This is a genomic window from Paenibacillus sp. FSL W7-1287 (assembly GCF_038004245.1).
Lineage (GTDB): Bacteria > Bacillota > Bacilli > Paenibacillales > Paenibacillaceae > Pristimantibacillus > Pristimantibacillus camelliae.
Map to the genome: position 1 here is coordinate 3,534,546 of NZ_JBBORD010000001.1, position 19,800 is coordinate 3,554,345.

Sequence of the window (19,800 nt, forward strand, 5' to 3'; positions counted from 1 at the left end):
ATTAATGTCCTCGTGCAAGCTCCTCCTGTAGCTCTGTCAAATATTGATTGGCAGTATAATCCTCATTAGTCATTAATAGCTGCGCATTATCCCATGCCAGCAGCTGTGCACTAGTATTGAACCTGGCCTCAAACCAAAGTGCACCTTTTTTTGCTTCCGTTATTTTTTCTTGGACAAGTCTCGTTAATGGCGGCAGATCTTCTGGTGTATTTTGAATTTGAAAACCAGTAATCATACCTAGATCATTCATCGCACGATCTCCGTATCGTTCAAACACATATTTCATCCATTTGCCAACTTCAGGTGTATAAGCTGCTTTCGAAAAGGAGGTAGTTAATCCTGCGTTTACAGGGTACTCATCTAATGTTCCAATCCCTCCTTCTACAAGAGGAATACTAAAGAAACCAATAGATTCCTCACCAATATGGTTCTGATCCTTGTTATTGAATGCACGAAGCTGCCAGCTTCCCATATAAAACATAGCCGTCTTGCCTTGCAGAAATGCATTTAACGAAGTCTCCATATCTGTCGTATTTATTCTTGGCCCCAAGTATCCTTTAAGTGCCATTTGCTGAACTGTATCCACTGCCTCTACAAAGCCTTCATCTGTCAAAGACATCTCGCCTTTATCAACACGCTCCATGACATCCGCACCATACATTCGAATAGCGTAAGCGTTAATTAGTCTAGTAATCGGCCACTTATCCTTGCCTGCAACGGCAAATGGCTGTACTCCGCTTGTATGTAGTATCTCTGAAGCTTGAAGCAATTCGTTCCAGGTTTGGGGTACCTGAAGCTCATGCTGTTTGAAAATTTCTTTATTATACCAGAAGCCTTCGATATTGAACTCAAGCGGCAGCGCATACAACCCTTCACCGTTCGCGTATGATTTCAATAGCTCGACAGCCGCGGGATTAAGTTGATTCATCATACCTAATTCACTGAATGCTTCTTCCAAGTCTAGCACTGCATCACTATGTATCAAATCTAGCAACGGTTTGCCCGATTGATAGCTGAAAAGCACAGGAAGATCGTTACTTGCCGCCAGCAATTGAACACGCTGATTCAAATTACTTTCCGCGACGTTTTCAAATTTGAACTTTATTTCAGGATTTGCAGCCTGATATTCACGAGCAAGCTCACTAATAATCCTTGCGCTTCCTTCATTCTCCTTATTGGATGATAAATACATAATGATCTGGCTCGAATGCTGTTCAATCGTTTCCTGAGCAGGCTTATATCCACATGCTGAAAGTACTGCAATGATGATCAAGCCAGATAGTATTCTCGGTATCGGGTAGCTATTCATTTCACATTCCCCTTTGTTCGATACTGACCTGGTGTAAGACCAACATACTTTTTGAACACCTCTGAAAAATGTCTAGCATGATAATAGCCAACCCGTTCACTAATTTCTTGAATAGGCAGTCCCTCTATTAAAAAGAGCTTTGCTTTTTCGATGCGTATCTTCGTTAAATATTTGATATAAGAGAGCTCCATCTGCTCCTTGAACAATAAACTAAAGTATGTCGCGTTCATATTGACATGGTTAGCAACCTCTTGCTGGGTTAAGTCACGACCATAGTGCTCCTCCATGTAGCGAATAGCCTTCTCGATAGCTGCGTGCTTAGATTTTTGTCTAATCCCAACTACCCAATCGATAATATATTCTAATTGCTGGCGGAGCCAAATGGCTGCATCATCTCTAGTCTTCATATTGCGCAATTCCTTTTGTGGTACAAAGCTGTGAGAGAATATATCTGCCGCATTTCCACCTGTCTCCTTCGCAGCCTCCATACAATGAAAAATAAGCTGAAGAAACTCCATTTCAGCGACATCAGGGTCAATCGAACGCTTTTTGAATTTCTCTAAAAAAAGATCCAGCTTGATCATAAATTCCTTCTTGTTACCGAGCCTTAGCTCAAATAGCAACGCTTCTTCCTTTTCCGTTGTATTCAGCTGAATCTCACTCAAATCAGCCAATTCATTAAAGGTTATCCATCCATTACCTTCCAAGTAACGACCATAGCGTAGCGCATGATGCGCTTCTTTATAGCTTTTGCTTGCATCTTTCATAGAGATGTACGTGTTACCTGAGCCGACTGTTACATCAGTTAGCTCCTTTAATTGCTCCATCCAGTTCTGACAATTCATATCAAAATGAAACAAAACAATCGTATGCTCTTCACCATTACGAATACTTATGGCCTCGTATGATGGGTCCTCGTTTATTTGGTATCGCCCATCAGAACATGCCAATACAGTTACAGCTGACACAGAGCTTGCTTTCGGGCCGAATTGCTCCATCCAGCTCGGAACAGCAGCTTGACCCTTCATAAGCAATTCCATCGTGCTTTGCTCTATTAATCTTTGATTTTTTTGTTTTTTCAGCTCTAGCATTTCTAACCTTTCGTTAATGTGTTGAACTGCTTTATGGATTGCCTCTCTTATTTTCTCCAAAGTAATAGGCTTCTCCAAGTAATCAATGACTCCAAGATGAATGGCTGTCTTCACATATTCATATTCGTTATAGCCACTAAAAACAATACATACGGTATCAGGAAACTCAACACCAATCGTTCGAATTAATTCCAAGCCATCAATGCCAGGCATCCGTATATCTGTCAAAACAATATCCGGCTGGTGATGTCGAATGGCCGCTAACGCGCTTTTTCCATTTTGAGCAGTAGCAACGAGCTCCACACCACACTCTGACCAGACAATAAGCTTTTGTAATCCTTTGAGCACAATATGTTCATCATCAAATAATACGGCTTTAAGCATGGTTAGTCGTCTCCCTTCCTATCTTGATGAGGAAACCTCAGCTCAATGTGAGTACCTTCATTAACTTTGCTTACAATACTAAAGTCACTTTGTCCACCGTAAAAAAGATGGAGTCTTTCACGAACATTTCGAATGCCGTATCCCTGCTCCGTTTTTTGTACGTCATCCATACCGACGCCGTTATCCGTTACTGTGAAAACGAGATAATCTCCATCTTTACGTCCGGTTAGGCGAATTATTCCTTCACCTTCCTTTGGCTCCAATCCATGATACATTGCGTTTTCCACCAAAGGCTGAAGCAATAGCTTCATGATTTCATAGGACTTTATTTCATCCTCCACCTCTTCTACATACTGGAATCTATTATCATATCGCATGCCTTGAATGATCATATAATGCTCAATATGCTTCAGCTCTTTGAAGACAGGAATTAGCTCTTTCCCTTTATTTAAGCTGAGCTTGAAGCTTTCCGAAAGAGAAAGCGCCATCTGCGCGATATCCTTCTTATCTTCTAGCAACGCCATAAAATAGATTGAGTCCAATGTGTTGTACAAGAAGTGCGGCTTTATTTGAGAGAGTAAGGAACGAAGCTCTGCCTCACGCTCCTTCAGCTGAGATTGAAGCAAGCTTTCGCTTAATTGCTGATTAGTAGCAGCCATTCTCTGAAAGGTTTGACCAATGACGCCTACTTCATCAGCTGCGAATGAATCAGTTGACGATACAGCATGAACTGGGCTTCCTTTAGCCCAATCTACAATCATCTTTTTCAACTGCAGTAAGGGACGTGTAATCGTACCCGATACAAAATATGAAACTAATAAAGCAATTCCCGCCATAAGAGCAGCGATAAGCAGCGTCATACCACCAATGCGATCGGATTGGTTTAACAGCGTTTTCATTTCTACATAATGAATAAATCTCCAGCCGGTTGTTGCATTCGTTATCTGACTTACTATATAGCCTGCATCCTGCACCTTGCTAACAGTATCCTCCAACGTTTCACCTAATCCGATGCTAGCTGTCAGCGAAGGCGTAAGATCATACACTGCAATCGGCTCGGGTGTATGAGAGGCATCCATCACTAAAAAGCCGTTCTGCCCACTCCCGATAACCGACTGATCAAAGATAGATTTGTTAATATTAATGACGAGCAATCCAATCATGCTTTCCGTAAGGCGATTAGGATCTCGTAATAGCTTAACGCTAGAGAATGAGCGACCATCTAACGACGATTCCAGCACATTGTAACCAAAAAACACTTCTTTACCTTTGGCACGAAATGCTTCACTATACCAATCTGTATTGGCTATTTGCATTCTAGTCTCATCCGTTCCATACTTTCCTGCCTGCTCAGACCTCCCAAAGCATACAGAACGAAAATTTCGATCGAACAAACAGATGGAATCAATATTTTGCGTATCAATTAAATTCGAAACAACTATATTTTGCAGTTTGTTAGCCGTACGTACATCTAAAAATTGCTGCTTCTCTCCAGCATTCGAGCCACTGGCATATAAATCATCCCTCAGCTCCTCGTTGGAAAGGATAATGCGATTCATATTAATAATATTGCTTAGTAATAAATCTGTTACCTCACTGGCCGTTTGTAAATATCCTGAATTTCTCTCCATATGATTGTCGACTAGCGTTTCCTTCGCAATATTAAATGAAACATAACCTAATATAATTAGTGGCGGGAGTGACACCAGAATCATTGCACTGAAAAATCTTCTTCTAATACGTGATTGGCGCAGTACACCAGAAAAACTGCGCATTACTCTTAGCTTCATAGCATACTCCCTTTCCATTGAGTAATTGGACAGCCGCTGGAAAAAGTTAACGTCTATCCCATTATAGCAGAGCACGCTTATTGCATTGCTGAGTATTTTTTTTGGTCAATACCGCATTTTTTTGATTCATAAAAAGACCCGCGATGTATGCCAAATTCATTCGGCACACTTAGCGGGTCGACGATAAGCTATTTTGTAATTTGTTGATTAACAACCTGACGAATGCGTAAGGCTAACGTTGCGAGCTCGGCTCTCGTTAGCTCGTCATGTGGTGCGAGCTTAACGTTAGATTTACCATTAAAGATACCGTATTTCACTAGGATCGCCATTGCTTTTCGATCAGCTAAAGAGCTGTTTTGAATATCTGAGTAATCTTTTAGCAGATCATCTATTTCATTTTGCGAAAGCTCTGTTTCCACTTCTGCATAGCGAAGTACTTGCGTCAAAATTGCAGCTACTCCTTGTCGGGATATTACTTCTTCAGGGTCCAATTGTTCAGAGTTCAACAATTTATGTTGTTCAGCTGTTCTCAATACCGCATCATACCATTTACGATCATCGTCCAATTTCTCTGGTGCTATACCAAGTACATTTAACGCGACCATTACGGTTTGACCTGTTGTTGTTTTTTCTAATGGCTTCATGGCGTTACTGCTTACACCATTCATTAGGAGCAAACTGCTTGCTTCGGCAATATATGAGGCATACCATGCATCTACGGGAACATCAATAAAGCTTCGTTTCGCGGCAATAGGTACGTATATTCCTCCTGTGGAAACTAGCGCTTGAACTTGAGTTTGACCATTAGACGTTGTTCTGACCTTACTCGGTACTGGTGTTAAGGTACCATCATCATTGAGTATAGCAAGTGCTGTTAGTCTTGAAGCACTCGCATTCCTGAAAGTAATCTCTACCCACTCATAGCTTGAAGACGGGTTAACCTTTGAGATGACAAACGCATCACCTACAATTGTCATCCCCATACGCTTGATAGATGATACAAGCACTTGCTCAGCTGCTGTAGTCGCTCTAATTTGAGCAATTGGCCATGCAGATTCAGTTGCTTCAGGTTCTGTTGATGGACTTGGACCCGGCGTAGCTATTGGTTGAGGAGCTGGAGTACCGCCGCTTGTTGCTTTCTGGAAAGTTAGACGATCTATTCTTAAATCTGCAGCCTTGAAAACAATGTACAGATCATGAACGCCCACCATACTTGTATTGCTTAGATCAACCGTAACATCTGTATAGCCTAGCTCCTTAACTTCGACTCCTGCATTCTCAATTGTGTAGGTAACCGGCTCTGTTACGGGGACCTCTATCGTTGCAATAGGAGCACTGCTTGGTGAATCTGCATGTAACGTAATGACTCCGCCATTTCCTTCTGCTGCGACCGTTGCTGTAACTCGATTAGCACCCGTCAAGTCAACCTTTGGAATCGCTGTCCATGAGTCATGATTCTTGGAGCCGACTGCATAAAAACCACCAATGACCTTCTTTTCCTTAAGATTAATAGCTGTACGTTCCTTGGAAACCTCATAATACTTCACATTATTCGCTGCAAAGGAATGATCGAATACGTTTATCGCTTGATATGCATTCAATGTAGCAACATCTGTGCCTGAAACTACTACATTTTGCGATAAGCGAATATCTTTAGTTGAAGCACCAACCATAAAGCTATATGTTCCGCTCTCAACAATAAACTCACCCTTGTTCACATCCCAGATTGCGAAATCTAACGGGTTAACCGTTAAGTTGACCGTCTTTGTCTCCCCTGCTGCTAGCTGCACTTTTTCGAATGCTGCAAGCTTTTTAGATGGCGCTGCATCCCCGTAGGCAGAATGATCATGGCTGACATAGAGTTGAACAACCTCTGCTGTATCCACATTTCCGTGATTGCTGACATCTACGTTTATTTGTACAGGCTCCTTAGCATTAATCGTTGCAGGAACCTGCAGCTTGCTATAGCTGAAATCACTGTATGATAAGCCGTAACCAAATTCATACGTAATTGGTGCCGCTGTATACATGTAGGTAAGCTTAGCTTCGATAGGGTCTGCATTTGTCATGTCAACGGTATATCGAGGATCAATATTAACGCCAAGCTGATGATTTGGAAAGCTTTGTGGTATGGAATATTCACTTATAGCATCAAAGGCTGACATATCAGCATACCATGTTGAGGTCAAGCGACCAGTTGGAGCATAGTCCCCATATAACACCTGTGCTAGTGCATAAGAATCATATTGCCCACCATATGGCTGATAGACGATGGCAGATACATTAGGATTATTTTGGATCTCTTCCATTCCAACAGGGAAGCTTGATTTGACAATAACAATTGTTTTTTTACCTTGTTCAGCAAATGCCGCTGAAACCTTTTCTACAAGCTCATAGTCATCCTCACCCATATACAGGGTCGAACGATCATTTCCTTCACCAGCACTATGACGTGGAATTGCACCTACGAAAACCATTGCATAATCATCCAATGTCGCCCGTTCTACCGCATCTTCTCCTACTTCTCTGACAACTGTTTTTTCGAATTTAACAGCATCTGGACGATTAGCCGCACCAGCCGCATTTCCAATTGGTGTTTCAGGAACAGTTAGCTTGTGATCAGCAACGGTTACCATACGACCATTGGTATAATACCAGTCTGCAAATTCACCACTAAAACCTGAACGATACCCATTAGTAATAAATGTTACTGTACCATCACTATTTTTTTCCATTCTTAGACGTGGCGGAATCGTACTTGTAGAGCCACTCATTTCTGCTAAATTCCAATCGTTATTCGTTAAGTTCAATGGGGTTGCATCTGTATTTTTCACCTTAAGGTTTTCTACATCGACTGGATTACCAGTTGGAGAAGTAACAAAGCGATTGTTAGCTAATGATAATAAGTTAATTCCATCTTGACCCAGATCAATCACTCTGAATAGCTGTGCATTTTGTGTAGTGTCAAGTGGGTCAGATGTTGTGATAAGCTGAGCGCCCTCTTCAACATTCTCACTAGCATCAGTGGTAACAATTTCTCCATTTTCTTTGGAAGTAAGCGCGATAATTTTACCTCCAAGATCATAAGAAACTTGATCGGCGCCAATTTGCTTAATAATTGAAAGCAAAGGTGAATCTCCAGCATTTGGAATGCTCGGTGTATTTCCTACAGAGTACGTTGTTTTAAAGCGAGCATCTGCATACATACCTGAGATTGCAGCGGTTTGATCCTTTTTGAGTGGCAATGCTCCATCATTTTTCAATAGTACAATACTCTCCTGAGCTGCTTTAAGCGCAATCTCCTGGTGCTCTTCTAAAGCATATGTAGCTGGTGCATCCGTACGTACATCTAATGCATCCTGGGCAAACGGATAGTATTTCGGAATTCCACTGTCATCTGTTTCGTTAAAAATTCCTAGACGAACAAGCTGATTCACATGCGGACGAGCTGCTTCAATAAGATCATCTTCAGTAATTCCATATGCCCCTGCTCTAACTGCCTCAACAAGTGCTGCAACATCTTCATTGGCGTTATCCTCATTAGGACCTGGTCTTCCAGCATTCGACTTAGCTAATGCCATTAACACATTAGCTAACGTACGATCTTTGGCATAGCTTGTATCGTACCCATTAGACATGGAGGTATTAAAGGTATGCTGATCCCCATTAAAATCTGGTGAGCTATACACACCAAAGCGAGATTGCTCATTAGCATAGCGCTGATAAGGTGAAATGATGTTTGGTACACCATTCGTCATTCCATATGATGTCATAACCCCTGCTACGGATCCTGACGCTAGCGCTTTAATTGGGCTAAGTGTTTGATATTCAAATATTGCTCTCGGGCTTGCAATTGTACTCGTTCCGAAGCGATACCACTGTGCGTTATATACAGAAAAGTGCTTCGTACCAACTGCAGCACGCATCCAAAATCCATCATCACTTTCCTCTTGATTAATACCGCTTAATCCGCTCGCCATACTATCAATGAGCTCCGCTGCCATAAATGGATCCTCGGAAAAACCTTCATCGAATCTCCCGCTTAAAGGATTAATTCGCATATCGCTCACAACAGTAAAAGCAACTGAAAGGGAGGCTTTCTCTCCACCGTGAATATTGGAATCCCCTTGTTTAACTTTAAGTTGACTTATTTTCTCATTCCCCATTACGTTGCCTACTTCTGCGAGAAGCTCCTTGTTCCACGTCTGTCCCAATCCAACAAGTGCAGGAAAATCGGTAGATACGCCTTGTACATTATCAGCTGCAGAAAGTGCTCCGGGGATTTTTTTTCCTGCATTTGCTCCTTCTTTAAGCGTGTAATGATTTCTTGAACCTGTTACATACACCGCAGGACCTTCAAGCCCTGTATATTCGAAGTATGTATCGACAAACTTATCCAAATGCTCAGGCACACCATCAAACAAAGGCATCCCATCGAAAACACCACCCGACTGTGTCTTAAAAACTATGGCATCATTTTCTGCTGCCTGTGCCGCTAGAGGCGCAGGTACTGCGAACGCGCTAACTGCAAGCGAACATGTTAATGCAATTGCCACTACTTTCATGCTTGTCTTCGATTTCACTAATTCTCTCATGCTGAACTCACCCTTTCGATATAATATATAAAGCGTTTTCATAATCAGTTTAATGGAAAGTTTTACTGCCCATAAGCGCGTCTTTTTTCTGATTCATACCTTATTTATTGGTTGCAAAAAGCCTGAATTCTCCTAATGTAGCTGGATACTCAGGCTTTAAATCATTCCTTTAGATCATATATTTACGTATAAAGTAAGTCGGTGTACAGCTCCAAGCATGACAATAACTATTAATTAGATTACTTCCGTAAGGCGACTCCTTCTTGTCCTTCGGATTATACAGCTCCCAAAACGTATCTGCGCCATCTTGTAGCATAGCCCCCCAGTAAGCTTCCATCTCAGCAACTGCTCGCTCCTTGTTACCGGTAAGAAATAAAGCTTCTATAAGATGGTGATACAAATACGGTGTTGCCATTCTAATCTTCGGTGATTCGATTAACAACCTTTCTAGCAACAGCGCGTTTTGCTTTGATGGCAACACCTCTGCAAGTGCCATCCATATTTGCGAAGCCCAAGAGATTTGACCTTCTTCCCCACTTCTAAAGAAGCCGGACTGCTCGTCCCACAAATATTGTAGTGCAGCCTTAGAAGTAAGCTGGATATGGTTGGAGATCATCAGCTTCTCCTGTTCATTGCCCAGTATCCCTGCAAGTGCTTCTCCGCGCTTTAAGCAGTAGATAAGCACCGCTTGCGCAGACGCTTGCTTGTTAAGCTCAGAGTGCCAATCTATAAAGCACCACCATGTGTTATCATCTTTAACTATGCCTCGCTCATCTAGCCTGTTAACACCGATGTTCAGCTGCTCCATTGCAATCGGCCATAATTCTTGTAATACATCCCAATCCTTAGTAGCCTCATAATAATCATACAGTACTGCTACAAAGAACAGAGCGTAGTCGTACAGCTTCGTATCATCGACATGTGCATGGGGCTTCTCAAATACGCATGCGCCGACTGTACCATCCTCCAGTCGCATGCCTGCAAACAGATACATGCAGCGTTTAACCAAATCGTAGTTTTGGAATGTATAATAATTCGCTTGCGCTTGTAGCCGCAAATCACCAATCCATAGACGTCGATCTCGCTTCGGTCCGTCCTCAAATACGGTCTGCATACAATCCTGAAGCGTTTTTATCGCAACCCGATCCATATCTACAATATACTGTGGCAGACCAGAAGGCAGAGAAGTGATCTGCGAGCTATTCCCAGATGACACTGCTTCGCACAGTACATGATCAAAGGCAACCTTGTACTTTACAGATGTATCTAGCACCTCTACCTTGATATATCGAAAGCAGTACCGCCTCGGCAATTTAATTTCTGCTGGTAAGACATCTATAAACATTAGCTCTTCCTGCAGCCATGAGCTGCTTAACCAGCCATTGTAGCTCTCAAATGGCTCAGCAATTTCACAAGGCATTTCGCCAAAGGTCAGCTTTAGCTTTAATGGCGCATCAGGTGGGCTGCCTACCGGCCTTATAGCAATCTTTACGTAACCTACTTGATGATCGCCAAAGTCAAGTACAAAACTATCTCCTTTGCCGTAGCTGTTTTCCTTCCATTCTTGTACCGTCATTGTAGGTTTTGTACGCCATCCTTGAAATGCTGACTCGTCGGCAATCACCTCAACAAGCTGTTGAACATTCACTTCCTTCGACTGTAGGCTAGGAACAAGTCTTTCAGCCTTATCGATCATCTGCTTATTCAATAACATACACACAATCTCCTTTCATGCTTGCCTTCTACTTGCACTTATCATAGAATGTTTCACAACAAGATAAATTAGGTGATTGCGACTTTTTTATTCATAAATCCGACATTGTAGGTGAAGTGTAATATGACAAAGCGTACCGTTCGCTTACTAAGTGGAGAACAATATTTTAATGATAAGCTTCATATTTATGTCAATCGCAACTCTGAGTCCTACGACTTAACGGAGCATTACCACGATTTTTTGGAGCTAAGCTATGTAAGTGAAGGCACAGGAACACATCATACGGGCAACGAATGTATTCAAGTATCCTCTGGAGATCTGTTTCTTATTCCAATGGGAACATCTCATGTGTTTAGACCAGCCTCAACTGCAAAAGGGAATCCTCTCATCGTATACAACTGCATTGTAACGTTGGACATGCTTAACCCACTTATTTCATCATTTCCAGGAGCTCATTTACTACAAAGACTGCTTCATATCCCTTCAATTTTTCATGCTCAAGATCATAGTGGAGCAGCGCACCAACTATTTACAAGCCTATACCGAGAATACTCTATAGAACGCTCTGAACAGGAAGCAGCTTTATATGCCTTGCTTATCCAACTGCTCATATTGTTCGCTAGAATGTATGATGGGACAGAACGAAATAACAGGATAGATATACCGAATAAAATGGACAACTTGCTGGACCTTCTTCAGATGCGTTATGCGGAAACATTTACAACAAGCCAGTTGGCAAGCGCGTATGGTGTGGGAGAGAGACAATTTCAACGATTATTCGTTAAGCATACAGGTATGAGCTTAACGCAATATGTACAGAGTATTCGAGTTCGAGCAGCATGTGAGAAACTGATAACGACTCAATTAAAGATCTCTAGTATAGCTGAAGCAGTTGGTTACATGAACACTCCATTTTTTTATGAGATATTCAAAAAGCATACCGGGTATTCACCACGTGAATATCGCAATCAGCAACAAAATAGGTAGGCAGGCTACCGCAATTTTATTAAAGCAGACACGCAAAAAGTTGGGCGGAAAACATTGCGTTTTCCGCCCAACTTTTTTTGATTTAATGACTTTTTGCAAGCTCTTCACTTGTAGTTGCCTCGTATAGCTATTTCCACCACTGATCAAACGGCGATACAGGCAGCTCTCGCTTATGCTGAGTCATACGATAACGCTGCTCAATCTTTTCTTTTTCTGCCGGGTCGACCTCGTTGCCGACCAAATACTGATCGAGCTGGCTGTACTCCATTCCAAGCTCAGCTTCGTCTGACTGCTGTGGCTTGTTGTCGAGCAGATCCGCTGTAGGAACCTTAAGATACAGACGCTCATTTGCGTTAAGTGCCTTTAGCAGCTCACGACCCTGCGCCTTCGTAAGTCCTGTCAATGGAATAACGTCTGCACCACCATCGCCATACTTCGTGAAAAATCCTGTAATCGCTTCTGCTGCATGGTCTGTGCCAACGACTAGGCATTGGTGCTCACCTGCAATGGCATACTGAGCAATCATGCGCATTCTTGCTTTAACATTACCTTTCTGATAATCAGAAAGCGGCTTATCATCTGACTCCTGATAGGTAACGGTAAAAGCATCAACAGAAGCCCCTATATTAAAGGTTAAGGCTTTATCAGGCTGAATGAACTGCAGCGCAAGCTGAGCATCGTCCTCATCATGCTGTACACCGTACGGTAGACGGATAGCATAGAAGGTCGCCTCATAGCCTTCTGCACGGAGCTCTTCTACTGCAAGCTGACACAACCGACCAGCTAATGAAGAATCCTGACCGCCGCTAATTCCAAGCACAAAGCCTTTGGCCTTCGTCTTACGGCAATATTCCTTTAGAAAGCCTACGCGATTGCGAATCTCCTCATGTGCATCGATTACAGGCTTAACGTGCAATGCATTCATAATATCAGTTTGTATACTCAACGTTCTAATCTCCTCTCGGGCTACTGGTACAGGTTATTTGTTTTAATATATTCGTACACCTTATCCGGCATCAAATAACGCGGCTCCCCGCCCATTTTTAATTCATCTCTAATATAGCTAGAGCTGATCTCCATCGCTAATCCTTTATCGATAAGATGAAAGGTTTGGCCGTCATCAGCATTTCGTAAAATCGGTGATTTACTAATGGCAGACAGCATATTAATTCCATCTCTTGCCATCACAATAAATTTATTCTCACGAATGAGATCATCAGCCCGCTGCCATTTCCCTTCGCCAATATCGACAAGTAGATCGGCTCCCATAATAAAGTATATCTCATCACTTGGGAACTTTTCACGAAAATGTCTTAGCGTAATATAGGTGGCTATCTCCCATCCAAGCTGGTTCATCTCGTAATCATCTACCTCAAACTTCTCGTTATCCGCAATTGCCAGCTGAACCATGTTCATCCGATGCTCATCTGAAACATTCAGCTTCTTATCCTGCCGCTTGCTCGAGCAGGGCAGAAAGATAACACGATCCAGCTTGCAGCGATGTGCTACCGTGCTTGCTGTCCATAAGTGTACATTCGTGATTGGATCAAAGGATGATCCGTAAATACCGATTTTCGCCATATGGGCCTCCTTCTAGTCTTCCAGCGCTGCTTGAACCTTGCTTCGCACTTCCTCAATCAAGCGCATTTTGTTATTCCAGCATTCCTGACTAAGGTTGACAGGGTACTCTGCAGGGTTCAGTGCGCGCTTATACTCTTCCCACAGGATATCCAAATTTTCACGAACAAACCCACGAATATTCTGCAGCGTCGGAAGCTCATACACGAGCACGCCCTGATCAAAGATCGTATGATGTAGCTCCCTTGCTTCAAATCCAGTAACGAACTTGGCAATATAGGTGTGTACAGGGTGGAACATATGCAGGCGCTGCTCGTTCTGCGGTGTTTCATGCTCCAGCGCAATGTAGTCACCTTCAGATTTGCCACTGGTCTTATTGACAATCCGGTATACCCGCTTACGTCCAGGCGTTGAGATTTTCTCAGGATTAGAGCTAATCTTAATCGTATCAACGAGCTTGCCTGCTTCATCCTCAATGGCGATCAGCTTATAGACAGCTCCGAGAGCTGGCTGATCATAAGCGGTAATTAGCTTCGTCCCGATGCCCCACACATCAATACGCGCGCCTTGTGCCTTCAGGTTCATAATGGTTTGCTCATCAAGATCATTAGAGGCATAGATTTTTGCATCTGGAAAGCCCGCTTCATCAAGCATTTTGCGTGCTTCCTTAGAGAGATAAGCGAGATCCCCACTATCTAACCGAATGCCATGAAAACGAATGCGATCACCAAACTCCTTAGCAACCTTAATCGCAGTTGGGACACCTGATCTCAGCGTATCATACGTATCAACGAGAAATACACAATCCTGATGTGTCTCAGCGTATGCTTTGAATGCTGCATACTCATCGCGATAAGCCTGCACCATCGCATGAGCGTGAGTGCCCGCTACAGGGATGCCGAACAGCTTGCCGGCTCTAACGTTCGATGTCGCGTCAAACCCTGCAATATACGCAGCTCTCGTACCCCAGATCGCCGCATCCAGCTCCTGTGCGCGGCGAGTTCCGAACTCCATGCACGCCTCATTAACAGCCACCTGCTTAATACGAGCAGCCTTAGTTGCAATAAGCGTCTGGTAGTTCACTATATTGAGAACGGCTGTCTCAATAAGCTGTGCTTCAGCGAGCGTTGCTTCGATTCGCATAATCGGCTCATTGGCGAATACAAGCTCTCCTTCTCTCATGGAGCGTACGTTTCCGGTAAACCGCAGGCTCTGAAGATAGGCTAAATATTCGTCACTATATCCTTCCTCTCGCAGGTAGGCCAGATCGCTTTCTGAGAAGTGAAAGTCGTGGAGATAGCGAATGACGCGCTCCAGCCCCGCAAAGATGGCAAATCCATTTTGAAAGGGAAGCTTGCGGAAATATACCTCAAACACAGCTCTGCGATTATGCATGCCATCCTGCCAATATGCCTGCACCATATTAATTTGGTACTTATCGGTATGCAGCGCAAGGCTGTCATCGTAATGGTTAAACGCTGGAAGCACATTGCTATTCATATCGCTATTCTCCCTTCTTTACTACTTTGGCACCAAGTGTTCCTTTGAAATGACGAAGCGCCCAAGCGTGGCCCTCCGGATCAAAGCTCGCCACTGCATCCTCATGAATGACAATGTCATATCCTTTATTGTAAGCATCTACGGCCGTATGAAGCACACAAATATCGGTGCACACTCCTACAAGGTGCAGCTCAGTAATCCCTCTTGCACGAAGCTGCAGCTCCAGATCGGTCCCGGCAAATGCACTGTATCTCGTCTTATCCATCCAGTAAACATGTGCAGCATGTTTGTTAGCATGGTACAGCTCCTCTAGTTCGCCGTATAGCTTTCGACCAACAGTTCCTTCCAAGTTATGTGGCGGAAACAGCTTTGTCTCAGGATGGAATGGATCGTTTTCCTTATGAACATCGATCGCAAACACGACATAATCCCCGTTATCAATAAATTCTTTCGTAATCTCCGTCATTCTTGCTTCAAGCGCTTGACCAGGCACTCCACATGTCAACGCTCCATCTGCCGCAACAAAATCAATGGTGTAATCCACATTAATTAACGCTCTTTTCTTTTCCATTGTTATATCCTCCTTAGTATTAACATGTTCATCATTGTTAATTTATTTAATAAAGGTTCAAAAATTCAGGTTTCAGGACCAAGAAGCTGAAGCAATACTAGAAAGCGAGTAGCGTAGCGTACGTTTTTGGTACGTGAGCAACAGAGCTTTCGGTAGGGCTTCATATTCGATGCCGGCTAAGCTACAACGAGTCACGTCGTCATCAAGCCTGGACTATTTGAACTACCTCTTCATATTTTTGCATGATATATAGATCTCTTGATGCCTACATCAATGAACCGATATAGCTGTGTTGGTCTTTTTGACGTTCTAGTCGTCTTCTTGCCTGGCACCTCTTGTATGAATGGCAAGGTTTTGATCTTTCGTGCAAATGCAGCCTCTAGCGTAATCGCAGAATCATCAGTTACAGTAAGCAGAACAGCCTGAAGCTCAGAATAGGTGAACTCCTCGGGCAAAAACTCCTTAGCGGCAGTCGTTTCAAGCAGCTTCTGGCGTATCACTTCTATCGCATCTGCGACAATACGTGCATGATCAAAGGCGAGGTCAAGCTGCATGACCTCTTTAATGGAGAATAGCTGCACATCCTGCGCATCATCATTAGCTGCCCGACTCGCTAGCTTATGCTCCGGCACAATCGCATAATGAGCGTTGCTAATAATCCAGCCCCTCGGGTCACGTCCTGGTTTATCATATACTGCAAAATGCTCAAGGTGGATGTCTTCAACACCCGTTTCTTCCTTTAGCTCGCGCGCTGCACTTTCGAACGCTGTCTCATCAGGATTAACGAACCCGCCCGGTAGTGCCCATTTTCCTGCCTCAATATTCGGCCGGCCTTCGCTGTCGAGCATGCTACGCTGGATCAGCATAATTTTAAGATCCTGGGTAGGCGGTTTAAATTCTTCAGACTTGACTGGCAATATTGTAAAAACAGCGATATCGGAAGTATAGCCGTCAGGTGTTCGGTACTTCTTCACATCATATTGCTGTAATGCTTCCTGATTAGACACTGTATACCTCCTTCATTTATTAACAATTATCATTTTGTTAATTGTAATGTTAGTATATGTAATTGTTATTGTCAATATACATTAGCCTAATTAGGAAAATAGTAATACCTTGTTGTTTAGTAAGTCTCACAATCGTTAATTTTGTTTTGGCTAATCAGTACTCCCCTGCTAAACTAATTACAGGTGGTCTACTTTCTTTCAGAGAATAGGGGTGAAAGATGAGCTTTAAAAGTTCTCATTACAAAATAAGTACGGCCTTACTTCTAATATTCAGCTGTTTTTTCTCGTTCCAAGTTAATGTCCTCGCTGTTTCCAATAATGTTGAGCAAACGATACATAAGCTTGATAACGAAATAGAAGCGAACATGAGGACTCACGACATCCCTGGAATGGCGTTCGCCTGGGTAACCAAAGAAAAAGCACTCTATACCGAGGGCTTTGGCTTATTGGAGATAAACGAGGAGGCAGCGGTGAATGAACAGACGAATTTTTTGCTAGGTTCCTTGTCCAAGGTCTTCGTTACGCTGGCTGTGTTGCAGCTCCAAGAACAAGGGAAGCTCGATGTCGAACAGCCGCTCGTTCACTATCTACCGTGGTTTACAACAGACGATACGACAATATCTAATCAAATTACAGTACGTCACTTACTGAATCATTCGAGCGGTTTGCCGGATCGTCTTAACATGCATGATGCTGTGTCTCTGGACAAAGAGGACCGCATCAAACAGATGATCCAAAAGCTCAACAATGTAAGCTTAACTCATTCCCCAGGCGAGGGATACGAATATACGAATATGAATACCGATCTGCTTCAGGTTCTCATTGAAGAAACAACTGGCGAACCTTTCACTTCGTATATGGAGGAACATATTTTCAAACCGCTCGGCATGGAGCGGACCGGGTATTTCACCTATGATATGATTCGGTATAAGTTAAAGCCGGAGTTCAAGGTAATGTCCTGCGCAATGGCGCTAATCTTCGGATAATCAGCGACAAGGAGAGTTGAAGGAGAAGCACCTCAAACTAATTATGCTCGTTACCTTATTTGTTACTCTCGCGTTAGCTCTACTAGTAGCATCTATGATCATTTCGCTATGGAAAGGCAGTAGGACCCTACGATTTAAGAAGCCTACCGGAATGAGCTGGATCGCGATTGGAATACTGTCTACTGTTTATATGTTCATGCTCGCCTACATCTATGTGTATCTTCCATTCGAAATCGGAGTGCCAACTTTATATGATTACCACAAAGATCCAGATATCGTGCAAGGATTAACAATATTTTTGATTATGCTAAGTGTTTTTATGTTCACTGCGATTTTCCGAATTTTATTCTATAATAAAGGTCCAAAGCGAGGTAAAAATTTAGAAGCAAGGGGCAGCAGTTAAGGATATCATAGGATATCCTTAACTGCTGCCCTAAACTTTTTCCTTTATCGTCCCATTGGATCAATCGCTGTTTCTCCATTCAGCAGCATCCACTTCACATGAGGACCTGTACTATGTCCAGTTGAACCCATAGTACCAATCTGTGAACCAGCTTTCACTTGATCTCCAGCTTTGACTTGCAAGCCTTCCAAATGGCTATATGTCGTAACATAGCCTCCTTCATGAGCAATGCGAATATAATTACCTTCCTTCTGAACATATTCTGCTTGCTCAACAACACCGTCTGCCGCTGCGTATATAGCTGTTCCTTCAGCATTCGCAATACTCACATAAGGCCGTTCTGTCTGAAACTCATTCGTTACTTTACCTTCTGCTGGAATGTTGAAGGTCATCACAATCTCTAATGCTTCATGCTCACGATCTGAAGCTTTTAGCTGTTGTAGTTCACCAGATAATTCACCATTCAATTCTTGTGATAGAGCTGTCGTATTTTCCCCTGTAAATGTCATGATTGCAATAATTACCACCATTCCAACAAGGAGCGGTGCCCATACTCGCTTATTGCTTACAACTTGCTTGATCATTTCAATCCTCCTTCTCGTCAATGTTCGCGATGACGAACCCTTAAAAGATAGAAGCCCATGAACGACTTGCCCTTGCATTAGCTTCCAGGATGCTACTCGTAACAACGTCGCTCCATATTGCTGACTATCCGTGTAGCGCAGTGCCACACCATCACAAGACAATTCCTGATCTTCCCGCATCATACGATAACCTATCCACACAAGCGGATTGAACCAATTAACAATAACTAGCATGGCCATGGCATGATTCCAAATAATATCCCCTCTACGCACATGAATGAGTTCATGCAGAAAAATATTGCGCCATTCATCAGCATTTAGATGACCAATTAACTGGGTAGGAATAAGGATTTTCGGTCTAATCCACCCACTCAAAACTGGATAAGCCACCAGGCTGGATTGTTCAACCCTTACGTTTCTTCGCATCTTCAGATCATGTTTGCACATGTCTACTATCCGTCGTAATTCATCAGCTGGTCGGCCCCCTTCACGGCGAATGGTATGAATGCCGTACACGGACAGTCCCACGTAGATGAGGAATAAGACAACCGTTACAACGGCCCAAATGAAAAATAGTAACTCCCAAACATTAAATGCTCCATTAGTCTCGATCCACTGCTCGACAGGAACAGCGTATGAACGCATTTCAGTGGTTGTCCATCGCGCAGTCGTTTCATTGTGACTGACCGATGCTCCTCTACCTTGTATAGACTGCCAAAGTTGGATCGGGCCTGGTGGCGTCCATGGCATCCACAATCTTACAATACATATTAGCCACAGCGTATAGACAACACCGATATGTAGCCGAAACACGGACGTTCTACGTATCCATAAGATGAGCAAGATAAGTCCGACTGCTAACGGAGTCGTTAAAAAAACATGTTGGAACAAGGAAAGTACCCATCCCGCTATACCGGAATGCATTTAGCGTTTTTCCTCCAGCATTTTTTTCAATTCTTCAATTTCTTCCTTGCTCAATTGCTCATCCTGAATAAAATGGGCGAGCATCGGTGATAGCGCCCCACCATAAATGCGTTGTAAAAAAGTTTTTCGTTCTTCACGAATACAATCTTCCTCCGCAACGAGTGGTGAATAGTAATACACACGTCCTGCTGCTTCGAATTGAATAGCCCCCTTTTTCAGCAGGCGATTGATTAACGCCTTAACTGTTTTCGGACTCCACTCCATCGGTTCAGAGAGTTGGTCAATGACTTCCTGAGAAGTAACCGGAGATTTCTTCCAAAGCACTTTCATCACTTCCCACTCTGCCGCTGATATATTTGGGATGTTCACCTCGTAAA

General features: G+C 43.1%; 15 protein-coding genes. 3 read left to right on the forward strand and 12 right to left on the reverse strand.

The window, feature by feature from the left end; all coding sequences use genetic code 11:
• Position 1: 1 nt before the first annotated feature.
• The 5 genes from NSQ99_RS15965 to NSQ99_RS15985 form a co-directional block, all read right to left on the reverse strand.
• On the reverse strand, positions 2-1,309 hold the full coding sequence (locus tag NSQ99_RS15965; protein WP_251666283.1) for an ABC transporter substrate-binding protein: 1,308 nt from the start codon (positions 1,307-1,309) through the stop codon (positions 2-4).
• Complete coding sequence (locus NSQ99_RS15970) at positions 1,306-2,784, reverse strand: response regulator transcription factor (RefSeq protein WP_340837767.1); 1,479 nt, start codon at positions 2,782-2,784, stop codon at positions 1,306-1,308. Before NSQ99_RS15970 ends, NSQ99_RS15965 begins: the two co-directional genes overlap by 4 nt.
• A gap of 2 nt (positions 2,785-2,786) precedes the next feature.
• Positions 2,787-4,574 carry a cache domain-containing sensor histidine kinase gene (locus NSQ99_RS15975; RefSeq protein WP_340837769.1) on the reverse strand — a complete coding sequence of 596 codons (1,788 nt, stop codon included), beginning with the start codon at positions 4,572-4,574 and terminating at the stop codon, positions 2,787-2,789.
• A 188-nt stretch (positions 4,575-4,762) separates the two neighbouring features.
• Positions 4,763-9,169, reverse strand: coding sequence for a glycoside hydrolase family 3 C-terminal domain-containing protein (locus NSQ99_RS15980; protein ID WP_340837771.1), 4,407 nt, complete (start codon positions 9,167-9,169; stop codon positions 4,763-4,765).
• A gap of 169 nt (positions 9,170-9,338) precedes the next feature.
• The gene (locus tag NSQ99_RS15985) at positions 9,339-10,883 is read right to left on the reverse strand and encodes an alpha-L-rhamnosidase-related protein (RefSeq protein ID WP_340837772.1); all 1,545 of its coding nucleotides are present in this window, start codon (positions 10,881-10,883) and stop codon (positions 9,339-9,341) included.
• 123 nt (positions 10,884-11,006) lie between these two features.
• Between NSQ99_RS15985 and NSQ99_RS15990 the strand changes: the two genes are divergently transcribed.
• Positions 11,007-11,870 (forward strand): helix-turn-helix domain-containing protein, encoded by an 864-nt coding sequence (locus tag NSQ99_RS15990; RefSeq protein WP_340837774.1) that lies wholly within the window; start codon positions 11,007-11,009, stop codon positions 11,868-11,870.
• 127 nt (positions 11,871-11,997) lie between these two features.
• Here NSQ99_RS15990 and nadE read toward each other — a convergent pair whose 3' ends face one another.
• From nadE to NSQ99_RS16015, 5 genes are all read right to left on the reverse strand, one after another.
• Positions 11,998-12,816 (reverse strand): ammonia-dependent NAD(+) synthetase, encoded by an 819-nt coding sequence (nadE, locus tag NSQ99_RS15995; protein WP_340837775.1) that lies wholly within the window; start codon positions 12,814-12,816, stop codon positions 11,998-12,000.
• A 20-nt stretch (positions 12,817-12,836) separates the two neighbouring features.
• Positions 12,837-13,451 (reverse strand): nicotinate (nicotinamide) nucleotide adenylyltransferase, encoded by a 615-nt coding sequence (gene nadD / locus NSQ99_RS16000; protein ID WP_340837777.1) that lies wholly within the window; start codon positions 13,449-13,451, stop codon positions 12,837-12,839.
• A 12-nt stretch (positions 13,452-13,463) separates the two neighbouring features.
• The gene (locus NSQ99_RS16005) at positions 13,464-14,948 is read right to left on the reverse strand and encodes a nicotinate phosphoribosyltransferase (RefSeq protein WP_340837779.1); all 1,485 of its coding nucleotides are present in this window, start codon (positions 14,946-14,948) and stop codon (positions 13,464-13,466) included.
• A gap of 4 nt (positions 14,949-14,952) precedes the next feature.
• On the reverse strand, positions 14,953-15,519 hold the full coding sequence (locus NSQ99_RS16010) for a cysteine hydrolase family protein (RefSeq protein WP_340837780.1): 567 nt from the start codon (positions 15,517-15,519) through the stop codon (positions 14,953-14,955).
• Positions 15,520-15,749: 230 nt separating this feature from the next.
• The gene (locus NSQ99_RS16015; protein WP_340837782.1) at positions 15,750-16,526 is read right to left on the reverse strand and encodes an NUDIX hydrolase; all 777 of its coding nucleotides are present in this window, start codon (positions 16,524-16,526) and stop codon (positions 15,750-15,752) included.
• 218 nt (positions 16,527-16,744) lie between these two features.
• Between NSQ99_RS16015 and NSQ99_RS16020 the strand changes: the two genes are divergently transcribed.
• Both NSQ99_RS16020 and NSQ99_RS16025 read left to right on the forward strand, forming a co-directional pair.
• Positions 16,745-17,512 (forward strand): serine hydrolase domain-containing protein, encoded by a 768-nt coding sequence (locus tag NSQ99_RS16020; RefSeq protein ID WP_340837784.1) that lies wholly within the window; start codon positions 16,745-16,747, stop codon positions 17,510-17,512.
• 151 nt (positions 17,513-17,663) lie between these two features.
• Positions 17,664-17,915, forward strand: coding sequence for a hypothetical protein (locus NSQ99_RS16025; RefSeq protein ID WP_340837786.1), 252 nt, complete (start codon positions 17,664-17,666; stop codon positions 17,913-17,915).
• Between the two features lie 44 nt (positions 17,916-17,959).
• Here the strand turns inward: NSQ99_RS16025 and NSQ99_RS16030 are convergent, their stop codons facing one another.
• A complete protein-coding gene (locus tag NSQ99_RS16030; RefSeq protein ID WP_340837788.1) occupies positions 17,960-19,423 on the reverse strand; it encodes a M23/M56 family metallopeptidase in 1,464 nt (487 codons plus the stop codon).
• On the reverse strand, positions 19,424-19,792 hold the full coding sequence (locus tag NSQ99_RS16035) for a BlaI/MecI/CopY family transcriptional regulator (protein ID WP_340837790.1): 369 nt from the start codon (positions 19,790-19,792) through the stop codon (positions 19,424-19,426). It abuts the gene before it with no gap.
• Positions 19,793-19,800: the final 8 nt, after the last annotated feature.

What these genes read in the sequence shown, in the direction of transcription:
- NSQ99_RS15985 (WP_340837772.1), bottom strand. Translation starts at nt 10,883, where the DNA reads ATGTTATTGAATAAGCAGATGATCGATAAGGCTGAAAGACTTGTTCCT.
- NSQ99_RS15965 (WP_251666283.1), bottom strand. Translation starts at nt 1,309, where the DNA reads ATGAATAGCTACCCGATACCGAGAATACTATCTGGCTTGATCATCATT.
- NSQ99_RS16025 (WP_340837786.1), top strand. Translation starts at nt 17,664, where the DNA reads ATGAGCTGGATCGCGATTGGAATACTGTCTACTGTTTATATGTTCATG.
- NSQ99_RS16030 (WP_340837788.1), bottom strand. Translation starts at nt 19,423, where the DNA reads ATGCATTCCGGTATAGCGGGATGGGTACTTTCCTTGTTCCAACATGTT.
- NSQ99_RS16020 (WP_340837784.1), top strand. Translation starts at nt 16,745, where the DNA reads ATGAGCTTTAAAAGTTCTCATTACAAAATAAGTACGGCCTTACTTCTA.
- NSQ99_RS16010 (WP_340837780.1), bottom strand. Translation starts at nt 15,519, where the DNA reads ATGGAAAAGAAAAGAGCGTTAATTAATGTGGATTACACCATTGATTTT.
- nadD (WP_340837777.1), bottom strand. Translation starts at nt 13,451, where the DNA reads ATGGCGAAAATCGGTATTTACGGATCATCCTTTGATCCAATCACGAAT.
- NSQ99_RS15970 (WP_340837767.1), bottom strand. Translation starts at nt 2,784, where the DNA reads ATGCTTAAAGCCGTATTATTTGATGATGAACATATTGTGCTCAAAGGA.
- NSQ99_RS15980 (WP_340837771.1), bottom strand. Translation starts at nt 9,169, where the DNA reads ATGAGAGAATTAGTGAAATCGAAGACAAGCATGAAAGTAGTGGCAATT.
- NSQ99_RS15990 (WP_340837774.1), top strand. Translation starts at nt 11,007, where the DNA reads ATGACAAAGCGTACCGTTCGCTTACTAAGTGGAGAACAATATTTTAAT.
- NSQ99_RS16005 (WP_340837779.1), bottom strand. Translation starts at nt 14,948, where the DNA reads ATGAATAGCAATGTGCTTCCAGCGTTTAACCATTACGATGACAGCCTT.
- NSQ99_RS15975 (WP_340837769.1), bottom strand. Translation starts at nt 4,574, where the DNA reads ATGAAGCTAAGAGTAATGCGCAGTTTTTCTGGTGTACTGCGCCAATCA.